Source organism: Enterovibrio sp. QJM3NY_24 (assembly GCF_057786035.1).
The window spans coordinates 187,119-206,869 of the sequence record NZ_CM173519.1 but is presented as its reverse complement, the minus strand read 5'-3'; the positions used below and the strand labels follow the sequence as shown (position 1 = coordinate 206,869).

Sequence of the window (19,751 nt, the reverse complement as noted above, 5' to 3'; positions counted from 1 at the left end):
AACAATGAGAAACAAGCGCAATGAAGATCTAGATCACAGAACTGTGCAATTAGTCTGACTTCGTTTTAATTGGTGATCTTTCTCATGTTTTTACGGCAGTGTAGGAGTAAAATCCATTAGCATAAATCGGATGAAAACTTACACTCATCCAGCCAAAATCTCTGGTGAATGGACTCTACAGCGAACTTTATGGCTATTAATTATCCAAAATAAGTTTCATTTAGGGCCAAACTATGTCACAGACGATTGATCTCGAAAAAAATCTGACTATCCCTCATCTCGCGACCCGTATCGAAGAAGATTTACTCGGTGAACGCCATGTTCCTGCCGATGCGTATTACGGTATTCATACCCTTCGAGCGATCGAGAATTTCAATATTTCACGCACCACTATCTCAGATGTTCCTGAGTTTGTTCGCGGCATGGTATTCACCAAAAAAGCCGCTGCAATGGCCAACAAAGAGCTAGGGGTTATCCCTACAGATGTAGGTGACTACATCATCAAAGCTTGCGACCTGATGTTGGACACAGGCAAATGCATGGACCAGTTCCCTTCTGATGTATATCAAGGTGGCGCGGGTACCTCGGTCAACATGAACGCCAACGAAGTGATTGCCAACCTTGCGCTAGAACTCATGGGCAAGGAAAAAGGCGACTATGACGTGGTCAATCCAAACGATCACGTCAACAAGAGTCAATCAACCAACTGTGCTTACCCAACGGGTTTTCGTATTGCTGTATACAACAGCATCCTGACGCTGATGGATTCTATCAGCTACCTGCAAAGCGAATTTGAAGGCAAAGCGGAGCAGAATAAGAACATTCTGAAAATGGGTCGCACCCAGCTTCAAGACGCCGTGCCTATGACGGTTGGCCAAGAATTCCGCGCCTTTGCTGTCCTTCTAAAAGAAGAAGTGAAGAACCTGAAGTACACCGCCGAATTGTTGCTAGAAGTTAACCTTGGCGCGACCGCTATCGGCACGGGTCTAAACGCAGCTGCAGGTTACCAACAACTGGCCGTTCAACGTTTGGCTGATGTGACTGGTCTTAACTGCACATCAGCGGAAGATCTGATTGAAGCAACCTCAGATTGCGGTGCCTATGTGATGGTTCACAGTGCACTTAAGCGCCTCGCAGTGAAACTGTCGAAAATCTGTAACGACTTGCGTTTACTGTCTTCTGGCCCTCGTTCTGGTCTTAATGAAATCAACCTGCCAGAAATGCAGGCGGGGTCTTCTATCATGCCAGCGAAAGTTAACCCTGTGATCCCAGAAGTGGTGAATCAGGTGTGCTTTAAAGTCATTGGTAACGACACCACAGTAACCTTCGCAGCAGAAGCGGGTCAGCTTCAGTTGAACGTCATGGAACCTGTAATTGGTCAGGCACTGTTCGAGTCTATTGAGATTCTGTCTAACGCCTGTATCAACTTGGGTGAGAAATGCGTTAATGGCATTACCGTGAACAAAGAAGTTTGTGAAAGCTATGTCTTCAACTCCATCGGCATCGTGACTTACCTCAATCCATTTATCGGCCATCACGAAGGTGATATCGTCGGTAAAATCTGTGCTGAAACCGGAAAGAGTGTGCGAGATGTTGTGCTTGAGCGCGGCCTTCTAACGGAAGAGCAGCTCGACGATATCTTCTCTGTCGAAAACTTGATGCATCCGCAATACAAAGCGAAGCGCTATAACTAAGTGTCAAATCATGGGTACTCACAATGAGTACCCATTTTTTTGCTTCAAAGCCCAAAACCGTGGTGATTCACAGGGCTTGATGTAAAGCAAACGAAGAGATTTTTAACGCTGTTATTGCGCCCTAGAAACCATATAAACATCTGGGTTAAAGGCACAAAAGCACGGATTGAGAGTCGCTCCGTTTGTTTTTTCATTTTCATTATTTGAGCAGGAGTTACCCATGGTAGCAGTGGAGTTGTTCGTCGTTCTCGCCTTTATCTATTTAGGTGCGCGGATCGGTGGTATTGGTATCGGTTTAGCCGGTGGCGCGGGTGTTATTGCCCTTTCATTATTTTTGGGCATGCCCACCAGCCAAAGTTACATCCCTATCGACGTTATTTTGATCATTATGTCCGTGATCACGGCCATTGCAGCGATGCAGGTTGCTGGCGGTATGGACTGGTTGGTTGAAAAAGCAGAGAATTTCCTTCGTAAGAATCCAAAGCAAATCACCTTCTATGCGCCGATCGTAACCTATTTAATGACACTAATGGCAGGTACAGGGCACACGGCGTTTTCAACGCTACCTGTTATTGCAGAAGTGGCTAAAGAACAAGGTATTCGTCCATCTCGCCCACTTTCTATCGCTGTGGTGGCATCGCAAATCGCCATCACTGCTTCTCCTATTTCGGCGGCAGTGGTTTTCTTCTCTGGCATCCTTGAGCCTCTTGGTATTGGTTACCTAACGCTACTGGCGATCTGTATTCCTACTACTTTTATTGCTTGTATGGCGGGCGCTTTTGTCGCGAACTTCATGGGCTGCGAACTGAAAGACGATCCTGTTTATCAAGAACGTCTGGCAAAAGGACAGATCAAGCTGCAAGGCACAGAAAAGCGTGTTATCGCGCCGACAGCGAAAAAAGCGACTTACATCTTTTTGGCGGCGATCGTCATTGTAGTGAGCTACGCCGCAGCGATTTCGGGCTCAATTGGCTTGATTGAGAACCCAACACTTGGGCGTAATGAAGCCATCATGACCTTTATGCTGGCAGCCGCCGCACTGATTGTGCTGACCACGGGCATTGATGCGTCGAAAATTGCCGAAGCACCGACCTTCCGCTCGGGGATGACAGCGTGTGTGTGTGTACTGGGTGTGGCATGGTTAGGATCAACCTTCGTCAATGCACACGTTGATGGCATCAAAGAAGTGGCTGGCACCTTACTGTCTGAATACCCGTGGATGCTAGCAATGGTTTTGTTCTTTGCTTCCATGTTGCTTTACTCGCAAGGTGCTACCACGGTTGCATTAATGCCTGCCGCACTGGCCATTGGCGTTGCACCATTAACGGCAATCGCTTCTTTCGCCGCCGTTTCTGCGCTGTTTGTATTGCCAACCTACCCAACTTTACTGGCCGCGGTAGAAATGGATGACACTGGCTCAACCCGCATTGGTAACCTGGTGTTCAACCATCCCTTCTTCATTCCGGGTGTCGTCACCATTAGCACCTCGGTTGCGCTAGGCTTTGTGGTTGGTGGCATCATTTTGTAACCAACACCTCACTCGACAAAGGGCTCTTAGGGGCCCTTTTTCTTTTTTCACAGTCGATCAAACAACGCCCAACCGCCTAAAATCATTTAACTGACACTTTCTGGAAACGAATTCAGCCTTTTCCGGTCTCAGTGATATAGTTTGTTCCACTCTTAGGTAAACAGTTTCTGATGAAGGCTATGTCGACAATAGGCTCACGATTTATCGCCATTTTTGCGCTTGCGCTAATGAGCGCATTTCCCGCACATGCAGAGTTTTCTCTGTTTAACTCCCCCGCACCCTCGATTGATAGTACGCCGAAATTTGTACCTGTTGATCAAGCGTTCCCCTTCAACTTCACGCAGCAAGGCGATCGTGTTTATCTTGATTGGCAGGTAATGCCTGGGTATTACCTCTATCAAGATAAGTTTGAGGTAAAGGTCAGCGAGGATGCAAAAGTTGGCTCGATGGAGATGCGCCAAGGCCAACCTTACAAAGATGAATTCTTTGGCGACGTCTTGATCTATAAAAAACCATTAACCGTCACGGTGCCAGTTCTTAGCGCCACTGACAGCTCATCGCTAAATGTCACCTACCAAGGCTGTGCCGATGCAGGGTTTTGCTATCCACCAGAAACCGTAAATGTCCCGCTAAGCGCAGTGACTAGTGGTACTTCAACAACAGACATAACACCCACTGTTACCCAAAACCAATCAGAAACAACGGCAACACTAATACCATCTTCTGGCTCACAAACGGATGTGAGCAGCTTGGCAGACAACTGGTGGCAGCCTTTGTTGTTTTTAGGTTTAGGCATTGGCCTTGCTTTTACGCCTTGCGTACTACCTATGTATCCAATTCTCACAGGTATCGTGCTAGGTGGCGGTAAGAAAACACATGGTCAGACATTCAAGCTCTCCATGCTTTACGTTCAAGGCATGGCACTGACTTACACCTTATTGGGGTTGGTCGTGGCTTCGGCCGGTTTGCAATTTCAAGCGGCGTTTCAACACCCCTATGTGTTGATGGGACTAAGCGCACTGTTTGTTGTGCTAGCGCTGTCGATGTTCGGTGTATTTAACCTGCAGCTTCCGACGGGTTTGCAAACCAAGCTCAGTGAAATGAGTAACCATCAAAAAGGTGGCAGCAGCGCGGGAGTATTTGCGATGGGAGCAATTTCCGGACTAATTTGCTCTCCGTGCACCACGGCTCCACTTTCTGGCGCTCTGCTTTATGTCGCGCAAAGTGGCGATCTGCTTACTGGCGCGGTCACGCTTTATGCACTCGCGCTAGGTATGGGTATTCCATTGATTATTGCAGCGATGTTCGGCAACAAGCTATTACCAAAAGCTGGCGCATGGATGGATAAAGTCAAAACCTTCTTTGGTTTGATACTGCTGGCAGCCCCGATCTTTCTTCTGGAGCGCTTACTGCCGGAAGAGATCAGCATATGGCTATGGGCAGTGTGGCTGCTTGTCTCTTTGGGATGGCTGTATCACATCAGCCGAACACTCCAACCAGGCAAGCTGGCGAGCATCTTAGGTATCATTGCGATTCTGGGGCTCAGCACTGGTGCGGCATACACCTACAACGCATTGTTTGTTAACAGCGTCAAAGCAGACATTCCTGAGGTTAACTTTACGCGCATCACGTCTATCGACGATTTGAATCGCGAGCTGGCCGCGGCTAAACAAGCAGGCAAGCCGGTTATGTTGGATTTCTATGCAGATTGGTGCGTTGCATGTAAGGAATTTGAAAAATACACCTTCCATGATTCAAAGGTGGCACCGCAATTACAAGACATTGTGTTGCTACAAGCGGATGTCACCGCCAACCGACCACAAGACATCAAACTGCTCATATCATTGAATGTGCTTGGGCTACCGACGCTGGATTTTTGGGATGCTGACGGCAAGCCAATGCCCGATGCTCGCTTAACCGGTTTTATGGGGCCAGCCCCCTTTCTATCTCACTTAGCGCAAAATCAGCTGATTAATTCTCAGGGTTAATTGCACTCAAACTTGATCCCCCCGACATTGCCTACTGATGACGGGGGATCAAGCTCTTACTTCCCACCTATGCAAATTGATCAATTTCATGCCCAGTGTTAGCTTTTTTGTTAAAGAGGTATTAACGAAATCGCTATGGACGCTCAATACACCATTGTCATCGCTGACGACCACCCCTTGTTTCGCAATGCACTGTTCCAATCAGTGCACATGGCGATCAGTGGTGCGAACCTGCTTGAAGCAGATTCGCTTGATAGTCTTTCTGCGCTTTTAGAAAAAGAACCTGATATTGATTTGCTGCTGCTGGATTTGAAAATGCCCGGCGCCAATGGCATGTCAGGACTTATCCATTTACGGGTGCAATATCCAGAGCTCCCGATCGTGGTCGTATCTGCCAGTGAAGAAGCCAGCGTTGTCCGTCAGGTGAAAGCCAACGGTGCGGTGGGTTTTATTCCTAAATCCAGTGATATGCGAGAGTTGATTAACTCTCTAAATCAAGTGTTAGACGGCGAGCCATGCTTTCCTGAGGGCGTTGATTTTAGTGGTCATAGCGATGAAGAATCGCTAATGGAGAAGGTCGCATCGTTAACACCTCAACAATACAAAGTGTTAGGTATGTTATCTGACGGTCTGCTCAACAAACAAATCGCCTATGAACTCAATGTATCAGAAGCCACCATTAAAGCGCATATGACGGCAATTTTTCGCAAGTTAGGGGTGAAAAATCGCACTCAAGCGGTTATTTTGCTTCAACATAGTTCACCCGATCATTAACCACATTTAAACCCCACTTTACCAAACAGACAGCAAGCTGAAAGCAAGGTGTGGTATCATCTTCAATCATAGCTTGCCGCTCTGGCTCGCCATCTTTTGACCTTCTCTACTCGACTAGGAGGCCATACTTGCTTAGCGTATTAATCACCCAGTTCGTCGTCCTTTGGGCTGTCATTGACCCCATCGGCTCCGTCCCTGTTTACCTCTCACAAACCAGCCATATGACCAAACAGCAACGACGTGTCGTGGCTGTTAAAGCCGTACTCATTTCTGCTTGCATCTTGTTGTTCTTTCTTATCGCTGGCCAGTTTTTGCTCGAAGCGATGCAAATTCCACTGCCTGCCTTTCAGGCTGCAGGCGGTTTAGTCTTGCTGTTATTTGCCTTAACGATGATTTTTGGCGAGAGCAAACCCGATCAAGAGACCAAAATGAGCAGTGATACGCTCACACGCTCAGACCTGTCAGCAACCGCAGTATATCCGCTAGCCGTACCTTCTATTGCGTCGCCCGGCGCCATGATGGCCATTGTGATGCTCACCGACAATCACCGCTTTGCCCTCGCCGAACAAGCCATGACTGCGGGCATTATGATGCTGGTATTAGTGGTTACCCTACTGCTGCTGTTAAGCGCCAGTGTGATCCACAAAATCATCGGCCAAGTGGGCGCATCCATCATAAGCCGCGTTATGGGCTTAATCCTTGCAGCCGTTGCAACCAACAATTTGCTACAGGGCATTCTCGATTTTTACACCTTAGCCTAAAGCCTATTAGACCTTTGGCTTAGTTAACATTCCATTAACAAGCCAAAGGTTGATCCCTCGTCACACAATCCCCTACAGCACAATCAGTTACGGACTTATTTCGCTCGACTAAAGTTGCAGTGTTTCCTCCCATCTAGCCTGCTATTGTCGAAACGTAACAATCCGTTAACTCGGCACTTAAGGAGATGGTGATGTCTGAGGAACAGAAAAGAGATAACGCCCAAGCTTACTGGCAAAAAAATGTCAGGCTAATGATCGGCTTATTAGTGGTTTGGTTTGTGGTGTCGTTTGGTTGCGGCATCCTGTTTGTTGATGAGCTTAATCAATTCCGCATCGGCGGCTACAAACTGGGCTTTTGGTTTGCACAACAAGGGTCAATTTATACCTTCTTAGCAATCATTTTTATTTACGCTTTTCAGATGCGCAAACTCGACCGTGAGTTTGGCGTAGAAGACGACGAGTAAGGAGCTGTATCATGGATTTGAAAACCGTTACTTACCTTGTCGTAGGTTTTACGTTTGTGCTCTATATCGCCATCGCGATTTGGGCTCGCGCAGGAACAACGAAAGAGTTTTATGTTGCAGGCGGTGGGGTTAATCCTGTTGCAAACGGCATGGCAACAGCCGCCGACTGGATGTCTGCAGCGTCATTTATCTCAATGGCTGGTCTTATCGGCTTTATGGGATACGGCGGCTCAGTATTCCTGATGGGTTGGACTGGTGGTTACGTTTTGCTGGCTCTACTTCTGGCGCCTTACCTGCGTAAGTTTGGTAAATTTACTGTGCCTGAGTTTATCGGTGAGCGTTTCTATTCAAACACTGCCCGTATTGTGGCCGTTATTTGTTTGATTATTGCTTCTATCACCTACGTTATCGGTCAGATGAAAGGTGTGGGTGTTGCATTTGGTCGCTTCCTTGAAGTGGACTACGAAACTGGCCTGTACATCGGTATGGCGATCGTATTCATGTACGCGGTATTCGGTGGCATGAAAGGCATCACCTATACCCAGATTGCACAGTACTGTGTCCTCATTCTCGCATACACCATTCCTGCTATCTTTATTTCGCTGCAACTTACTGGTCACGCCCTGCCACAAATTGGCTTAGGCAGCACCATGACAGGCACGGATACTTATCTGCTCGATCGGCTTGATCAGGTGGTGACCGAACTCGGGTTCAGCGAATACACAACATCAGTACGCGGTGACACCCTTAACATGTTCGTCTACACCTTGTCACTGATGATTGGTACCGCAGGTTTGCCACACGTTATCATTCGTTTCTTCACTGTACCTAAAGTACGTGACGCACGTATCTCCGCGGGTTGGGCTCTGTTTTTCATCGCGATTCTTTACACCACTGCGCCAGCTGTTGCTGCAATGGCACGTTTGAATCTGATGGACACTGTGAACCCTGATTCGGGTCAGCACCTTGTTTATGATGAGCGTCCTGACTGGTTCAAGAACTGGGAGAAAACGGGTCTGCTTGGTTTTGACGACAAGAACAATGACGGCGAAATTAACTACACCTCAAGCGCTGCAACGAACGAGCTGAAAGTTGACCGTGACATCATGGTTCTGGCGAACCCTGAAATCGCACAACTGCCTAACTGGGTGATTGCATTGGTTGCAGCGGGTGGTCTCGCAGCAGCACTGTCTACGGCAGCGGGTCTGCTATTGGCTATCTCTTCCGCGGTGTCTCATGACCTGTTGAAAGGGGTCATGATGCCGAATATATCCGAGAAGAACGAGCTCATGGCGAGCCGGATAGCGATGGCCTTTGCCATCGCCTTTGCCGGTTACCTCGGGCTCAATCCGCCCGGGTTTGCCGCCGGCACGGTGGCGCTCGCCTTCGGTCTAGCAGGCTCCTCTATCTTCCCTGCTCTGATGATGGGTATCTTCTCGAAGACCATCAACAAAGAAGGCGCGATAGCGGGTATGATCGCAGGTATCAGTGTCACCCTGTTCTACGTATTCCAACACAAAGGTATTTTGTTTGTTGCTGACTGGAAGTTCCTGCAAGACTGGGGTAGCAACTGGTTCTTTGGTATTGAGCCAAACGCATTCGGTGCTATCGGCGCGTTGATTAACTTCATTGTCGCTATCGCAGTATCACGCGTAACAGCGGAAACACCACAACACGTGAAAGATCTGGTGGAACACGTGCGCATTCCTGCTGGCGCAGGCGATGCACAGTCACACTAATCTTCTTTATACAGCTGCTAGCAGCCAAGGAAGCGACAAGCTTCTAAAAAGAAGGGCATAAGCATCACGTTAACGCTAAAAAGCCCCTTTATGGGGCTTTTTTTAATGTATGTTGAGCCCATAAGCCCAAGGATGAAAGCGGAAATAGTTACGTATTATGTTAAAAAACAAGCATATAATTGCAGCAATGCTCATCGCTCCTATCTTAGCCATCATCGCGTATTTCGGTGTTGATCTTGCTGTCAGCGAGAAGCCACATGTGGCGAAGGAAGGGCAGTCTTATAAGTTGGTACCAGGTTCAAACTGTCGATATACCAGCGGTATCTGTACATTGGAAAATGGCGACTTCAAGGTCAAGCTGCGATCCGAGCAGCTAACAGACAATGCCTTAGCCATTAAGCTTATTTCTGACTTTCCTCTAGAGGGTGCCAAAATCAGCTTGGTGCAACAAGAAGGGAGAAATGCTACACCCGTCGACATGACCACAAATAACCAAGATAAAAAACAATGGGTTGCCGATCTTCCTGCACCATCAACAGAAGAAAGTGAAATTCATTTAGTGGTTAAAGCAGACGGTACGCTTTACTACGCAGAAACCCCAGCAGTGTTTGCAGAATATAAAACCCTGTTTACCGAAGACAAATAACGTCAGCGTACGCTCACTGTCTCTTTGGGTGTAATGCGCCAAAGATAAGTCGGATGTTATTGGCCCACGAGATAATGTTTGGCAGCAGAAATAACCGCTGCCACTCTTCCTTCATGCTCCTGCTCTGAAAGCCAGAACGTCACATCTACCCAGCCATCCGTTCCCATCATTGCCAGTTCGACAACCTGTATTTCCACCGTCAGTGGATCCCAAGCGCCTTCTGCACGAATAAGACCCGCTTCTGTATCTAACCTTGGTATAAAGAATGCTTCCATGTTAATTCGCTTTTGGTTGAAGCAGGGCTCTTAACTTCAAGGGCTTAACCGGTTTTGCGATATAACCAAAACCCAGATCGCGTATCAGCGTTCGAGTATCCACTGTGCGATCCGCGGTAATAATGGCACCGACAAACTCTTCTCCTAACATTTCCCTGCAACGTTGCAATACATCTAACCCTGTTAACGACGGCGCTAAATGATAGTCACTGAGAATGGCATCAGGTCTCAAGCCGCCTTCTAACAAACTGACGACTTCTTCAAGATCTTCTGCAACATCAACTTGGCATCCCCAGCGGGATAACAAGCTTTCCATACCGGAAAGAATGTCCCTTTCATTATCCACACACAGCACACGAACCCCAGCCAACGGTTCAGCAATTTTCACCGATTCTTCAGCCACAACCCCAGTGTTACAATACTGAGGCAATGCGGTGTCACATTGCGCTGTGATTGAAAATACAGTTCCTTCGCCTGGCCATGATCGCAGACCCAGCGGCTGGTTTAGAATACGGCTAATACCGCGCGCGATAGCAAGCCCAAGACCGAGTCCTAGCTCCGCACCTTTACGATCGATACGCGTAAATTCATTAAAGATATCTTGTTGTCTGTCCTGTGGGATACCGGGGCCGTTATCCCATACTTCAATACGGCATTGCGAACCTTGACGACGCACACCCAACAACACACGTCCGTCAGGGTTATAGCGAAAGGCATTGGTAAGAAAGTTTTGCAGTACCCTTCGCAGTAATCGTCGGTCAGAGCGAATCCACAAGCCGGTATGCTGGACGCGAAAATCCACGCCTTGTTGACGCGCTATCATGCCGAACTCAGCCGCGAGAGTAGAAAACACATCATCCAGCTCAAAATGGGTGATCTTGGCTTTCATTTTTCCGGACTCAAGACGCGAAATATCCAGCAAGTCACCAATCAAATCCTCTGCCGCACCCAACGCACTTTCGATATGAGATGACATTTTCTGTACGTCTTTGTCTTGCGCCATTTCACTGAGCGAAGAAGCAAACAAACGAGCGGCATTCATCGGCTGCATCAGATCATGGCTCACCGCGGCCAACAAACGACTCTTCGATTGCGAGGCGGTCTCAGCCTTGTTGGTGGCGCTGATAAGACGGCGGTTGAGAGATTCCAGCGCTTGAGTGCGTTCAACGACGCGTGCTTCCAGGGTTTCATTAGATTGTTTTAGCGCTTCTTCTGCGTCGCGAAATGCAGTGATATCGGTGAAACTCATCACAAACCCACCGCCGGGCATTGGGTTACCCTGCACTTCAATCACCCGTCCATCAGGATGAACACGTGATGAGATGTGTGAAGAACCTTGGCGAAGATAAGAGACGCGTTTTTTAACGTGATCTTCAATTTCACCTGGGCCGCATAATCCTCGCTCAGCGTTATATCGCACCACATCAGCAATCGGCCTGCCGACTTGAATCAAATCTGGCGGAAAGTTAAACAATTCGACATAACGCTGATTCCACGCCACCAGCCTCAGTTGTTTATCCACCACGGAAATGCCCTGGCTAATGTGCTCAATTGCACCTTGCAGCAAGCCACGGCTGAAATCGAACAACTCAGAGGCTTCATCCACAATCGTGGCAATTTCTTCCAACTGCATGTTGCGCCCTTGCAGCGCAGAGGTCAGCACGAGTTTGGCGGACGACGCCCCAAACACCCCGGCAAGCACTCGCTCGGTATGACGAATCAATGCTGCGCTGGCTTGCTGCTGCGGCAACAATATTTCACTGCGCTGCTCACCAAAGGCGCGAAACGTTTGACGCATGCGTGTTCGACCGACAAAGCGCGCCGCCAGCATCTCAAGCTCTGCCACGGTCACACGGCTTTGATACAGGCTGGAATCATCGCCCTCTGGTAACGGCGTGCCGACAAAACTCGCAGCTTGCAGGCGTTCGCTCAATGAAGGCCGAGTCGCCATTGAGACCCCAACAAAGCAAAATGTATTAACCATCAAACTCAACACCATGCCCCAATCGACCGGACTCAACGAACGGAAAAAAGGAATATCTGGCGGCGATAGCATCCACAGCACAATGTTGTTATTTTCATCTCCCGCCAACATCCCCGTTTGCATCATCAGCGTCATCAACCACACGATAAAACCTGACAGCAATCCGGCATAAACGCCTTTTTTGTTGGCTTGTCGCCAATATATTCCCGCCACTAATGGCGGTGCAAATTGAGCAATAGCCGCGAAAGAAAGAAAGCCGATGGAAGAGAGAGAAGGCACTTCAAAGATCAGTTGATAGAAACCCCATGCAGCGATGAGCAGCAGGAATATCAAAGCGCGACGCACATTCAGCAACAAGCCAGAAAATTGCGTAAAGTTACGATTAGATACCCGCATTCGGCGCAATAACTGGGGTAACACCAGATCGTTTGACACCATGATCGCCAATGCAATGGTCGACACAATCACCATACCGCTGGCCGCAGATGCACCACCCAAGAATGCCAACAGTGCAATGCCTTCGTTACCCATTGAGAGTGGCAATTGGATCACATGCGTATCGGCCGACAAGTGGGGTAAGAAAATTTGCCCAGCGTAAGCCAAAGGCAACACAAACATGCCCATGAGAAGAAGATAAAGCGGGAACACCCAGCGCGCAGTATGCAAATCCTGCGCACGTGCATTTTCTACCACCATGGTATGAAACTGGCGTGGCAAACAAATAATGGCAGCCATGGTCAGCAGAGTATGAACTAAGAGCGCGCCCCACTGCGGTTCGCCCACCACATTAGTCTCTTTCAAACTCGGCAATGGCCCTGGTGCGTCGAGCAGCATAAACACGGCAAACATGCCCACCACCAAAAACGCCACCAGCTTGACGATAGACTCAAAGGCCACCGCCATCATCATGCCTCGGTGATGCTCCGTAGAGTCAATATGGCGTGTACCAAACAGAACGGTGAACATTGCCAGTGACATACACACTAGCCAAGCGATCTGTCCTTGATTCAACCCTGCACTTTTACCAATGTCCGGCGCAATCACGTCGAGCCCCATGGTAATACCGCGAAGCTGCAACGCGATATACGGCAAGATCCCTAGCACAGCAATCACGGTGACCATCACCGCCAAACCTTGCGATTTCCCATATCGCGCGGCAATAAAGTCAGCAATAGACGTAATGTGCTCGCGTTTAGCGATCAAAATGATCCGAGCGAGGAAGCGCCACCCTATGGTGAAAACCAAAATCGGCGCTAAATAGATAGGAAGGAATGACCAAGGCTGACTGGATGCCTGCCCGACCGTGCCAAAAAAGGTCCACGAGGTACAATACACCGCAATAGAAAGGCTATATATCCATGGGCGCCAGCCTCGAAGCCAACGCGGGCGGCTATCGCCATACCAAGCAATTAAAAACAAAACCCCAAGGTAGGCCAGTGCCACGGGCACCACAATCCATCCAGCCGACATAAATCCTTCCATGACATGCGGTTATCAATCGCTTATTTACCACGACGGCTGCACTGCAACAACGTGCAACCTAATCCCCGTGAGCTACCTCTCCCTGAACCGCGCTAAGACTTTGCACACACGGCACTGTCTTTGGGTTGAGTCATTGGCAACGAGAGAAACAAGACGGGCACACCTAATAGCGCCATGAGGTAAAAGCTATTGCCTCCCCACAGCCCGTAAAACTCACCACTGAGCACAGTGAGCACCGCCATCACACCGCCCAGAGGAAGCGCACTGTATAAAGCTTGCAACGCCATCACCCTATCCGCTTTTTGCTGCTGGATATATCGCATGGCAGCGATATGCGCGACACCAAAGGTTATCCCATGTAAAGACTGAGCGAAAACAAGCACACTCAGCTCTGTTGACCACCCCGTCAGCAACCAGCGAAGAATCACCACACATGCCGCGAGACGGAAAAGAGATTGCACAGACCACCCACCGAACAGGCGCTGGCTGAACGCAAACATCAACACTTCCACCCCGACGCCCAAACTCCACAGATAACCGACCCATAAGTCCGAGATGCCTGATTGCGTCCAATGAATTGCGCTGAACGCATAGTAGGTCGCGTGACTGCCCTGAATGAGCGAAACAATGATGAAAAAAGTGATCACACTACGTGATTTCAACACTTGAAGAATCGGCGGTCTGGCTAAGGGTTGCTGAGTTTCATTTTTTGGCAACGGGTTTGGCGAGAACAAACTCCAGCACCAAGTGATCAACAAAGCAACCGCGGCCATCGGCACAATCACCGATGGGCCAAACGTGTCGACCATGCTGCCCGTAGCCATTGAGCCTACAACAAACGCCAATGACCCCCACAGCCGTGCTTTGCCATAATCCACCAGCTTGCGACGATGATAGTGATTTGCCAACGCATCAGACACAGGAACCGCAGGCCCTATCACACTGTTAATCAGCACAGAAAGCACCGTCAACCAAAGCAAGTTCGGTGTGGCGATAAGGTGGAGAAAACCCACCGTCGCACCTAAAAAAGCCACCCAGCGTGCAGCAGGGAGTAAGTGTTCCGGCAAGTGAAAGCGTGGCGTCACTGTTAGGTTCACCACGAAACGGGTCATGATACCCGCTCCGAGCACTATCCCAATCTCATCTGGGGATAGCCCTAACCAAGCAAGCCATACTGACCAAAAAGGCAGGTACACGCCGAAGGCGAAGAAAAAAGTCCCGTAATAAATAGAAAGCCAATGGAATGGCGAGGGACGATGAAGTTTCAAACTGGCGGATCCTTCTACCAAGGTTCAAAGAGTGGCTATTCTGACAGCGAAGCAAAAAAACTGATATACCCGAGTAACCTCAGAAATGTGACGAAGCCGCATAGACTAAAGTCGGCTGGCAAGCGTACGGGTGGTGAGACACACTGAGATATACATCGCGTGCCGTCTTTCCTATGCAAAGGAGTTGCCATGCCAGAACCATTTGATACCAACTCTCCGCCGTTTGATCGCTTGAATGTTAAACAGGCCAAGCATCTGCTTTCAGCACTCGATGTGGCGTACTATCGCCGTGGTGACACCCTGATTGATATTGGCGATAAAAACAGTGCGCTGAACATAGTGATCAAGGGGCGAGTGCAGGAAGTGAACCCTGAGACCAAAGAGATACAGGCACAATACATCAAAGATGACTTGTTCGACGCCCGCGCCTTGTTACTGGGTTATTCCCATCACTGCTATCGCGCAGTGGAAGACACGCTGTGCTACGTCTTGCCCAAAGCGGTTTTTGTTGCTCTATACGAAGAAAACCAAGCCTTCGCCGATTATTTCAATACCAGCTTCAGTCAACGAAAGCGCCTGCTAGAAAAAGCTCAACAGCAGCAAAATCTTGCTGAATTTATCCTGACGAAGGTGGATGAAAGTAATATCCAGCCCATCTTAACTCTCGATCACGATACGTCTATTCATGACGCCACACGGCAGATGCACAAGCAGCAACAAGATTGTGCGTTAGTCGCCATGAAAGGTAAATCGCACGATGTGGGCATTATCACGCGCACCAATTTACTCCATGCACTTGTCGAAGACGACTGCTCACAGCAACACCCTGTTGGAGAGGTCGCGACAGCGCCAGTTATCAGCGTCGAAGTCGGCGAGTTTCTATTTAACGTCATGATTTTAATGACTCGAGATCGCGTAAAACGCGTCAGAGTCACTGAAAATGGCGGGACCGTGGGCATGCTCGACATGACGCAGGTATTAAGCCTGTTCTCGACCCACTCTCACGTTTTGACACTGCAAATCAACCGCGCCCATACCATCGAGGAACTGGCGCTGGCGGCTAACAATCAGCAGCAGTTAGTAGAAACCCTCACCAATAACGGCATTCACACTCAGTTTGTGATGGAGCTTATCTCTGCGGTCAACGAACAAATCATCGAAAAAGCCTTTCGTCTTACCATGCCTGAAGCTTTCTATGATAAATGCTGCCTATTTGTCATGGGCTCGGAAGGGCGAGGTGAGCAAGTGCTCAAGACCGATCAGGACAACGGCTTGGTCATCGCTGACGATGCCGATTGGCCAGATGTGCAACACTACATGGGGAGATTTAGCGAAGTACTCAGCAGACTCGGCTACCCACCCTGCCCGGGCAATGTCATGGTAAACAACCCCCGCTGGGTCAAAACGCAAACTGAATGGCAAAAAGATATCCTATCACTGTGTCAGATATCCGATGAAGGCAGCTTAATGGACTTGGCCATCATCGCAGATAGCCATGCTGTCGCGGGCAATAAAGCCTTGCTCGACCCCGTATCGGCGCTGTTACGTGAAACGTTAAAAGGCAACATGCTGGCATTGAATACCTTTGTGCGCCCTTGCCTTGCTTTTCGTGTGCCATTGACTTTATTTGGCGGCCTTAAAACTGACAAAGAAGGGCTGGATGTTAAAAAAGGCGGGATATTTCCGCTGGTTCATGGCGTGCGCACAATGGCGCTCGAAAATGGGCTCACAGAAACCAACACCTTTGATCGCCTCAATGCACTGGTGAAATGCAACGCAATGGATCAGGAAAACGCGAATAACCTGACCGAAGCGCTCAAGCTTTTCGTTAAAACCAGATTGCGGCAGCAACTCGATAATGATGCGACGACCACTGGCAATCAACTGGATGTGACGCTATTGCCTCGCACCGAGCGAGACTTGCTGCGTGACTGCCTAAGCGTGGTGAAAAAATTCAAAGAACGGCTCGCGACGCATTATCAAGTCAGAGACTGATATGAACCTGTTGTCGAGATACTGGCACCGCTACCAATGGCGAAATACGCCTTACGCGCATTTGTTTGCCACCCCGACGGGTGAAGAAGTCGTTTCCCTTGATTGTGAAACCACCAGCCTCGACCCGCACAAAGCCGAACTTGTAACCATTGCTGCCACTAAAATTCGCGGCAACATGATTATCACCAGCGATCCCCTCACGCTCTCGCTACGCGCACCATCGTCACTCAACGCACAATCCGTCAAAATCCACGGTATCCGTCATCAGGATTTGAACAACGGATTATCTGAAAAAGACGCCATGCTGCATCTGATTGATTTCATCGAAAATCGCCCGATCGTCGGCTATTACATTCAGTACGATAAAGCGATCCTCGATCGGTACGCAAAACGGCTATTAGGCTTCAAACTGCCAAACGCTACCATCGAGGTGAGTGACATATACCGCAAAAAACTCGAACACATTCTTCCCAACGCCTACTACGATTTAAGTATGGAGGCGATAGGACACCATCTCGATTTACCACTGTCTGGTCGGCATGATGCACTTGATGATGCCATCAGCGCAGCCTTGATATACGTACGTTTAAAGTATGGCGACGTGCCAATACCCAGATCAGCTTGAACCTCACGCAACTAGGCGCATTTAAGTGAGATCAATGCCTCAGTGTTAGGCTCGCAAGCTCACAAATCTCAGAGAAAACACACGCGTCATCCTAAAGTCTAATTGTCGAGAACCCTCATCTGGCCGACCTTAATGTAACAAGACCGCAATACCGTACCCTATTCTTATATGATGCGGTCGCCAAATCAGGATGCCTGAAGGCATCACGCAGGAACACAAGGAGAAAGATAATGAGTGAGGTTCACCTGCACCCGGTCATGCCGGAGATTGAAGCAAACGCGCACGTAAACAACGACGGCTACCGTGAAATGTATCAGCAGTCTGTTGTTAACCCAGAAGGATTCTGGCGCGAGCACGGCAAAATCGTTGACTGGATCAAGCCTTTTACCAAGGTGAAACACACCTCTTTTGATACTGGCCATGTCGACATCAAGTGGTTTGAAGATGGCACACTCAACGTTTCTGCTAACTGTATCGACCGCCACCTTGAATCAAAAGGCGACCAAGTCGCGCTGATTTGGGAGGGTGACGATCCAACTGACGACAAAACACTGACCTATAGCGAGCTTCATACTGAAGTGTGTAAGTTCGCTAACGCATTGAAAGGTCAAGGCGTTCGCAAAGGCGATGTCGTGTGTCTATACATGCCAATGGTACTTGAAGCGGCTATTGCCATGCTGGCTTGTACCCGTATCGGCGCTGTTCACACCATCGTATTTGGTGGCTTCTCTCCAGAAGCACTGGCTGGCCGCATTGTTGATTCAAACGCAAAAGTCGTGATCACCGCCGACGAAGGTGTTCGTGGTGGGCGTGCTGTACCGTTGAAACAAAACGTCGATGCTGCAATGGCTAACCCTGCAGTAACGTGTGTTGAAAAAGTGGTGGTTTACCAGCGCACAGGCAATAACGTTGAGTGGCATTCTGACCGCGACGTATGGTGGCATGAAGCTACCGCCGTGGTATCGGACAACTGTGAACCAGAAGAGATGAGTGCAGAAGATCCGCTGTTCATCCTTTATACATCAGGTTCAACAGGCACACCAAAAGGTGTTCTTCACACCACCGGTGGCTACTTGGTTTATGCCACCATGACATTCAAATATGTCTTTGATTACCAAGAAGGCGAAGTCTTCTGGTGTACGGCAGATGTTGGCTGGATCACCGGTCACAGCTACCTGATCTATGGTCCACTGGCAAACGGCGCCAAGACCATTTTGTTTGAAGGTGTACCTAACTACCCATCAACCGCTCGCATGAGCGAAGTCGTCGATAAGCATCAGGTCAACATCTTATATACCGCACCAACTGCAATCCGCGCACTGATGGCGAAAGGCAACGAAGCCGTCGAAGGCACCAAGCGTGATTCACTGCGTGTCATGGGTTCGGTGGGCGAACCGATTAACCCAGAAGCGTGGGAGTGGTATTACAAAACCATCGGCGACAGCAAATGCCCGATCGTTGATACCTGGTGGCAAACTGAAACTGGCGGTATTTTGATTTCACCACTGCCAGGTGCAACCGCCCTGAAACCGGGCTCTGCAACCCGCCCATTCTTCGGTGTGCAACCTGCTCTAGTCGACAACATGGGTAACATCGTAGAAGGCGCAGCCGAAGGTAACTTGGTCATGTTGGATTCTTGGCCAGGCCAAATGCGTACCGTTTTTGGTGACCATGAGCGCTTCGAGCAAACCTATTTCTCAACCTTCAAAGGAATGTACTTTACCGGTGACGGTGCACGTCGTGATGAAGACGGTTACTACTGGATCACGGGCCGTGTTGATGACGTATTGAACGTGTCTGGCCACCGTATGGGTACAGCTGAGATCGAATCCGCACTGGTCGCTTTCGACAAAATTGCCGAAGCCGCGATCGTAGGTGTACCGCATGACATCAAAGGTCAGGCTATCTATGCGTACATCACGCTCAACTCTGGTGAAGTGCCAAGTGCTGAACTGACCAAGGAAGTGAAAAACTGGGTACGTAAGGAAATTGGTCCTATCGCGACACCAGATTTCATCCATTGGACAGATGCATTGCCAAAAACACGTTCAGGTAAAATCATGCGCCGAATTCTGCGTAAGATTGCAACGGGCGATACTGGTACGCTGGGTGATACTTCCACACTGGCCGATCCGGGCGTGGTTGATAAACTCATCGCTGAGAAGTCTAGCGTGGTTTAATTAATGTTCACTTAAGTCGATGAAAAGGCCGCATTGCGGCCTTTTCTTTTTCCTCTGTTTTAAACGCAAAACCAATACTCATCACCATAAATATCAACGAGACGCATATATATTGATGGGAGCGAGGTAACATTTCTCATTTCAAAAGTGATTAAATCGTGAACTATCGCGTCTTAATCCCAGTCATAAACCCGTAATCTATAACGCTGAAAGTCTTAACATGTCTGATTAGACCAGTATTTTGCTGCCATTTGCGGTGATTTCTCTATAATTGGCAGTTAGTGAATGGTCGGAGTGCCATTTATTGGCTCTCGCATCACGCGATGTTGAAAAGCAGAAGTTACGCTC

At 48.9% G+C, this 19,751-nt stretch carries 14 protein-coding genes; 11 read left to right on the top strand and 3 right to left on the bottom strand.

The features are described from left to right. Positions 1-233 precede the first annotated feature (233 nt). The 8 genes from aspA (at position 234) to AC3CIC_RS00910 (ending at position 9,594) form a co-directional block, all read left to right on the top strand. A complete protein-coding gene (gene aspA / locus AC3CIC_RS00945; protein ID WP_488515127.1) occupies positions 234-1,694 on the top strand; it encodes an aspartate ammonia-lyase in 1,461 nt (486 codons plus the stop codon). A gap of 220 nt (positions 1,695-1,914) precedes the next feature. Further along, positions 1,915-3,222 carry an anaerobic C4-dicarboxylate transporter gene (locus AC3CIC_RS00940; RefSeq protein ID WP_016960685.1) on the top strand — a complete coding sequence of 436 codons (1,308 nt, stop codon included), beginning with the start codon at positions 1,915-1,917 and terminating at the stop codon, positions 3,220-3,222. Between the two features lie 170 nt (positions 3,223-3,392). After that, on the top strand, positions 3,393-5,210 hold the full coding sequence (locus tag AC3CIC_RS00935; protein WP_488515126.1) for a protein-disulfide reductase DsbD: 1,818 nt from the start codon (positions 3,393-3,395) through the stop codon (positions 5,208-5,210). 135 nt (positions 5,211-5,345) lie between these two features. Continuing rightward, positions 5,346-5,984 (top strand): response regulator transcription factor, encoded by a 639-nt coding sequence (locus tag AC3CIC_RS00930; protein ID WP_016960683.1) that lies wholly within the window; start codon positions 5,346-5,348, stop codon positions 5,982-5,984. A 128-nt stretch (positions 5,985-6,112) separates the two neighbouring features. Continuing rightward, positions 6,113-6,745, top strand: a complete 633-nt coding sequence (locus tag AC3CIC_RS00925) for a MarC family protein (RefSeq protein WP_488515125.1) — start codon at positions 6,113-6,115, stop codon at positions 6,743-6,745. Between the two features lie 191 nt (positions 6,746-6,936). Then, positions 6,937-7,209 carry a DUF4212 domain-containing protein gene (locus AC3CIC_RS00920; protein ID WP_016960681.1) on the top strand — a complete coding sequence of 91 codons (273 nt, stop codon included), beginning with the start codon at positions 6,937-6,939 and terminating at the stop codon, positions 7,207-7,209. Positions 7,210-7,220: 11 nt separating this feature from the next. Beyond that, positions 7,221-8,948 (top strand): sodium:solute symporter family protein, encoded by a 1,728-nt coding sequence (locus tag AC3CIC_RS00915; RefSeq protein ID WP_488515124.1) that lies wholly within the window; start codon positions 7,221-7,223, stop codon positions 8,946-8,948. A gap of 157 nt (positions 8,949-9,105) precedes the next feature. Then, positions 9,106-9,594: a hypothetical protein gene (locus AC3CIC_RS00910; RefSeq protein WP_016960679.1), complete on the top strand. Its 489-nt coding sequence runs from the start codon at positions 9,106-9,108 to the stop codon at positions 9,592-9,594. A gap of 56 nt (positions 9,595-9,650) precedes the next feature. Here AC3CIC_RS00910 and AC3CIC_RS00905 read toward each other — a convergent pair whose 3' ends face one another. The 3 genes from AC3CIC_RS00905 to AC3CIC_RS00895 form a co-directional block, all read right to left on the bottom strand. Then, positions 9,651-9,869, bottom strand: a complete 219-nt coding sequence (locus tag AC3CIC_RS00905; protein ID WP_017004520.1) for a hypothetical protein — start codon at positions 9,867-9,869, stop codon at positions 9,651-9,653. Position 9,870: 1 nt separating this feature from the next. Continuing rightward, on the bottom strand, positions 9,871-13,323 hold the full coding sequence (locus tag AC3CIC_RS00900) for a PAS domain-containing hybrid sensor histidine kinase/response regulator (RefSeq protein ID WP_488515123.1): 3,453 nt from the start codon (positions 13,321-13,323) through the stop codon (positions 9,871-9,873). 104 nt (positions 13,324-13,427) lie between these two features. Beyond that, positions 13,428-14,603 carry a 3-phenylpropionate MFS transporter gene (locus AC3CIC_RS00895; protein ID WP_488515122.1) on the bottom strand — a complete coding sequence of 392 codons (1,176 nt, stop codon included), beginning with the start codon at positions 14,601-14,603 and terminating at the stop codon, positions 13,428-13,430. 189 nt (positions 14,604-14,792) lie between these two features. On the opposite strand from AC3CIC_RS00895, the gene AC3CIC_RS00890 reads away from it, so the two are divergent. From AC3CIC_RS00890 to acs, 3 genes are all read left to right on the top strand, one after another. Beyond that, positions 14,793-16,598, top strand: a complete 1,806-nt coding sequence (locus AC3CIC_RS00890) for a DUF294 nucleotidyltransferase-like domain-containing protein (protein WP_394213234.1) — start codon at positions 14,793-14,795, stop codon at positions 16,596-16,598. 1 nt (position 16,599) lies between these two features. Next, positions 16,600-17,223, top strand: coding sequence for a 3'-5' exonuclease (locus tag AC3CIC_RS00885; RefSeq protein ID WP_016960674.1), 624 nt, complete (start codon positions 16,600-16,602; stop codon positions 17,221-17,223). Between the two features lie 230 nt (positions 17,224-17,453). Continuing rightward, a complete protein-coding gene (acs, locus tag AC3CIC_RS00880; protein ID WP_016960673.1) occupies positions 17,454-19,403 on the top strand; it encodes an acetate--CoA ligase in 1,950 nt (649 codons plus the stop codon). Positions 19,404-19,751 lie beyond the last annotated feature (348 nt).